Source organism: uncultured Campylobacter sp. (genome assembly GCF_938017615.1).
Lineage (GTDB): Bacteria > Campylobacterota > Campylobacteria > Campylobacterales > Campylobacteraceae > Campylobacter_B.
This window is the reverse complement of the sequence record NZ_CALIJA010000128.1, coordinates 1-4287: the sequence shown is the minus strand read 5'-3', so window position 1 is coordinate 4287 and position 4287 is coordinate 1. Positions and strand designations below refer to the sequence as shown.

Here is a 4287-nt window from a genome sequence, read left to right as displayed (position 1 = left end):
GCCTACGCCGCGGATAGCGTGGATGTAACTTGGCGCCTTGGATGTTTCGCCAAGCTTTAGGCGGATGCGACCGATGATGACGTCGATGCTTTTGCTTGAGGATTCCTCGCTTATAGAGCTGCAGTTATAGATGAGCTCCTCGCGGGTGATCGCGCCGCCTTCCTTTTTGATGAGATACGAAAGCACGTCGTATTCGGCGATGGTGAGCGACAGAGGCTGTCCTTTGAAGCTGATGACGTGGCGGAAATCGTCCACTTCGAGGTCTTTTTTGGGCTTGGCGGCGCGCTGAAGCGAGTTTATGTCGTAGCGCTCGATGTGGCGTTTGATGCGCGCTAAAAGCTCTTGCGGATTATAGGGCTTTGGCAGATAATCGTCCGCGCCGAAGTCAAAAGCGTTGATCTTATCGGTCAGATCGTGGCGGGCGCTTGAGATTATGATCGGTATATCGGTGTTTTTGCGGATCTCTTTGCAGACCTCAAGCCCGTCCATCCCAGGAAGCGTGAGGTCTAAAATCACGAGGTTGAAATTTTCTAAATTTAGCTTGGAAAGCCCCAAAAACGGATCGTCCGCGACGGTGATATCAATATCGTATTGTTGCAGATATTCGCTTAAAATTTCGGCGAGTTCTAAATCGTCCTCTATCATTAAAATTTTAGTCATAAAAAGCCTTTGAAATTTTGCGCGGATTATAACAAAATATAGTTTATATATTTTAAAGCGGCAAATTTGGGCGAAATTTTATAAAAATGAAGCGGGAGGGGAAGAAATTTTGAAATTTTTCGAAACCGGGCGAAATTTCAAAAATCAGCCCCAAAAATATGGCGGAATTTTGAAATTTAAAGAAGCAAAATCTGAAAAATTGACGAATTTGGGCTAAATTCGGCTAAATTTTGCCGATTTTTGCGTTTTTTTCTTAAAAAACTATTGTATTTTTTGCGAAACTATTGTAGAATACCGCCCAAACCACTTTATTTTAAAGGATTAGCATGAAAAAAGCTGATTTTATCCAAGTAGTTGCCGAGAAGGCAGGTCTTTCTAAAAAAGATACCGTTAAGGTAGTAGATTCTGCACTTGAGGCTATCAAAGAGCTTTTGGTAAAAGGTGATGACATAAGCTTCATCGGCTTCGGATCTTTCGGCATCGCAGAGCGCGCAGCTCGCGAGGGTAAAGTTCCTGGCACAAACAGAACTTACAAATCTCCTGCTACTAAAGTAGTAAAATTTAAAGTCGGCAAACAGCTAAAAGAGGCTGTTGCAGCTGCAAAAGGCAAGAAGAAAAAATAATTTTCTTGCTCCAAGCCCCGTCTTCGGGGCTTTTCTCTTTTAAATTTATACAATCATAACTTTTTAAATGCCCGAGTGGTGAAATTGGTAGACGCACCAGACTCAAAATCTGGCGAGGGCGACCTCGTGTCGGTTCGATTCCGACCTCGGGCACCATAAATCTTCTTTAAATTTTATCCGGAATTTCAACCGCCTTTCATGAATTTCAACTTGCTATAAAATTTTTTATACTATTATTACCGCGGTATTTCTTTAAAAGAGGCAATTATTTATGATACGTAAAATTCTTATCGCTAATCGCGGCGAGATCGCGGTTAGGATCATTAGAGCCTGCAGAGATTTGCATATTAAAAGCGTCGCGATCTACACCAAACCCGACATCGATTGCTTGCACGTAAAAATCGCCGATGAGGCCTACGAGGTCAGCGCCGACGCGCTAAAAGGCTATCTGGACGCCAAAAAGATCGTCGAAGTCGCTAAAGAGTGTGGCGCTGATGCGATACATCCTGGATACGGCTTTTTGAGCGAGAATTTTGACTTTGCAAGAGAGGTCGAGGACGCGGGCATTATCTTTATCGGTCCAAAGCCTGACGTTATCCGCAAAATGGGCAACAAAAACATCGCTCGCTATTTGATGCGCAAAAACGGCATTCCGATCGTGCCCGGCACCGAAAAGCTAAATCACGAGAGCATGGATACGATCAAAAAATATGCGCGCGAGATCGGCTATCCCGTGATTTTAAAAGCTAGCGGCGGCGGCGGCGGACGCGGTATCCGCGAGGTATGGGACGAAAAAGATATGGAGAGCGCCTATGACTCGTGCACGAGAGAGGCGAAGACCTTTTTTAACAACGATGAAATTTTTATGGAAAAACTCGTCGTCAAGCCGCGCCACATCGAGTTTCAGATCATCGGCGATAATTACGGTAACATCATTCACCTTTGCGAGCGCGATTGTTCTATCCAGCGCCGCCACCAAAAGATTATCGAGATTGCGCCGTGCCCCTCGATAAGCGAGCATCTGCGAAAGACGATGGGTACGACCGCGGTAGCTGCAGCAAAGGCGGTGAATTATACCAACGTCGGCACGGTGGAATTTTTGCTCGATGACTACAATAACTTCTATTTTATGGAGATGAATACCCGTATCCAGGTCGAGCACGGCATTACTGAGGAGGTCACGGGCGTCGATCTCGTCGTGCGCCAGATCCGCATCGCAAACGGCGAAATTTTAGAGCTTGAGCAAAGCGACATTAAGCCGCACGGCTACGCGATCGAGGCGCGTATTACCTCCGAAAACGTCTGGAAAAATTTCACCCCCGTTCCCGGCACCGTTAGCGATTATTATCCAGCACTTGGTCCTTCCGTGCGCGTCGATAGCCACATCTATAAGGGCTATAAAATTCCGCCGTTTTACGACTCGCTTCTAGCCAAGCTAATCATCAAAACTACCGACTACGACCTGGCCGTTAATAAGCTAGAGCGCGCGCTAAAGGAGTTTCGTATCGAGGGGGTGCGCACGATTATTCCGTTTTTGCTTAGCATAAGCAAATCGCGTGAATTCCGACTCGGCTTTTTCGACACGAGCTACGTAGAGAAAAATTTAGACAAAATTTTAGAAAACACCATCGACGATATGCAGCCGAATAAAAACGAAGCGATCGCTGCGATCATCGCTGCGATGCGCAAATCGGCGCGGATTTAGGAAAGAGCATGGATTTTTTAGATAGCCTAAAAGATATAAAAAAGGATATGCTTAAGGACAAGGCGGCAAGCTCCGCGTCCAAAAAGCCCAAAAAACCCAATCCAAATCGCGACGAGTTTAAAGATATTTTTAAAGATGACGATTTGAGCTTGCAAAGCGAGAGTAGTCTAGACGGCGACGCGGAGGAATTTGACGCAGCCAAAGAGAGCATCGCCGCACGCGAAAAGCGCCTCAAAGACGAGTTTTTAAAATACGTGGACGCGGTGAATATCAAAAAGCTGAATGACTGAAATTCCATTTTGTACGCTGGATTTTGCCTGCCCCTATCTATGCGGCAGAGCCGCACGCAGCGAGTATATCTACATAAAAGACTGCGACTTCGAGTATAATTCAAATTTAGTGCAGCACGGCTACCGCCGCTTTGGCAGGTATTTTCAAAAGCCCGTTTGCGCAGCCTGCGCGGAGTGTAAAAGCCTGCGCGTCGATGCTTCAAATTTTAAATTTAGCAGATCGCACCGCCGCGTCTATAAAAATAATCGCACGACCGCCTATGTAAGGCAATCTCGCCCGCTTTTAAACGATGCTCGTTTGGAGCTTTTCGCGCTCTATCACGACTACATGCATCTAAAAAAGGGCTGGCCTGTGCAAGAGATCGATTTTGAGCGATATGATGAAATTTACGTCCAGGGTCACGGCGACTTCGGCAAAGAAATCTCTTACTACGGCGAGGACGGGCGGCTTATCTGCGTCGATCTCATCGATATCGTGGATGACGGCATTAGCTCGGTGTATTGCTACTACGATCCGTATCTGCCGCATCTTAGCCTCGGTAAATTTTCGCTTTTAAAACAGATCGAGTTCGCCCAAGAACTGGGGCTGCGCTGGATCTATCTGGGCTACGCGGTGAAGCAGTGCCCGAGCCTGGCGTATAAATTTAGCTACGAGCCGTATGAAATTTTATCTAACTACTCTGACCTAAACGAAAAGGCGGCTTGGAAATAGGCAGCGGAAATTCCGCGCCAGTACTCGTTATTTTGTGCTTTTGAGCATTTGTTATAGTTGCCTAATTTTTTGCTTGAGAAGAATTAATTTTTCATCAAATTCTACGAAGCTTAAATCAAGTTTTATGTATATTTTTTGTTATGCAGTATTCTATTTTAAAAATTTGTGTATTAAATCGAAAAACTATTTAAATTCTATTAAATTTTTAAGGTATCTTTTATATGCGCGTATATATAATTCCAACTAATTTTTTCATTAAAGGAGTTTAGTTGAAATATATTTTTTGTATTATGATTG

At 44.8% G+C, this 4287-nt stretch carries 5 protein-coding genes and 1 tRNA gene; 5 read left to right on the top strand and 1 reads right to left on the bottom strand.

The window, feature by feature from the left end; all coding sequences use genetic code 11:
* Positions 1-660 (bottom strand): response regulator transcription factor (locus Q0620_RS06595; protein WP_298783909.1); only part of this gene is annotated, 660 nt, incomplete at its 3' end.
* Between the two features lie 326 nt (positions 661-986).
* Between Q0620_RS06595 and Q0620_RS06590 the strand changes: the two genes are divergently transcribed.
* From Q0620_RS06590 to Q0620_RS06570, 5 genes are all read left to right on the top strand, one after another.
* Complete coding sequence (locus Q0620_RS06590) at positions 987-1283, top strand: HU family DNA-binding protein (RefSeq protein WP_177389243.1); 297 nt, start codon at positions 987-989, stop codon at positions 1281-1283.
* Between the two features lie 69 nt (positions 1284-1352).
* Positions 1353-1439 (top strand) — tRNA-Leu (locus Q0620_RS06585).
* A 115-nt stretch (positions 1440-1554) separates the two neighbouring features.
* The gene (locus Q0620_RS06580; RefSeq protein WP_298783907.1) at positions 1555-2988 is read left to right on the top strand and encodes an acetyl-CoA carboxylase subunit A; all 1434 of its coding nucleotides are present in this window, start codon (positions 1555-1557) and stop codon (positions 2986-2988) included.
* Positions 2989-2996: 8 nt separating this feature from the next.
* Positions 2997-3278 (top strand): hypothetical protein, encoded by a 282-nt coding sequence (locus Q0620_RS06575; protein ID WP_298783905.1) that lies wholly within the window; start codon positions 2997-2999, stop codon positions 3276-3278.
* Positions 3271-3990 carry an arginyltransferase gene (locus Q0620_RS06570; RefSeq protein ID WP_298783903.1) on the top strand — a complete coding sequence of 240 codons (720 nt, stop codon included), beginning with the start codon at positions 3271-3273 and terminating at the stop codon, positions 3988-3990. Before Q0620_RS06575 ends, Q0620_RS06570 begins: the two co-directional genes overlap by 8 nt.
* The last annotated feature ends 297 nt before the right edge of the window (positions 3991-4287 follow it).

Coding starts and splice junctions, on each gene's coding strand:
- Q0620_RS06570 (WP_298783903.1), top strand. CDS start 3,271: ATGACTGAAATTCCATTTTGTACGCTGGATTTTGCCTGCCCCTATCTA.
- Q0620_RS06590 (WP_177389243.1), top strand. CDS start 987: ATGAAAAAAGCTGATTTTATCCAAGTAGTTGCCGAGAAGGCAGGTCTT.
- Q0620_RS06580 (WP_298783907.1), top strand. CDS start 1,555: ATGATACGTAAAATTCTTATCGCTAATCGCGGCGAGATCGCGGTTAGG.
- Q0620_RS06575 (WP_298783905.1), top strand. CDS start 2,997: ATGGATTTTTTAGATAGCCTAAAAGATATAAAAAAGGATATGCTTAAG.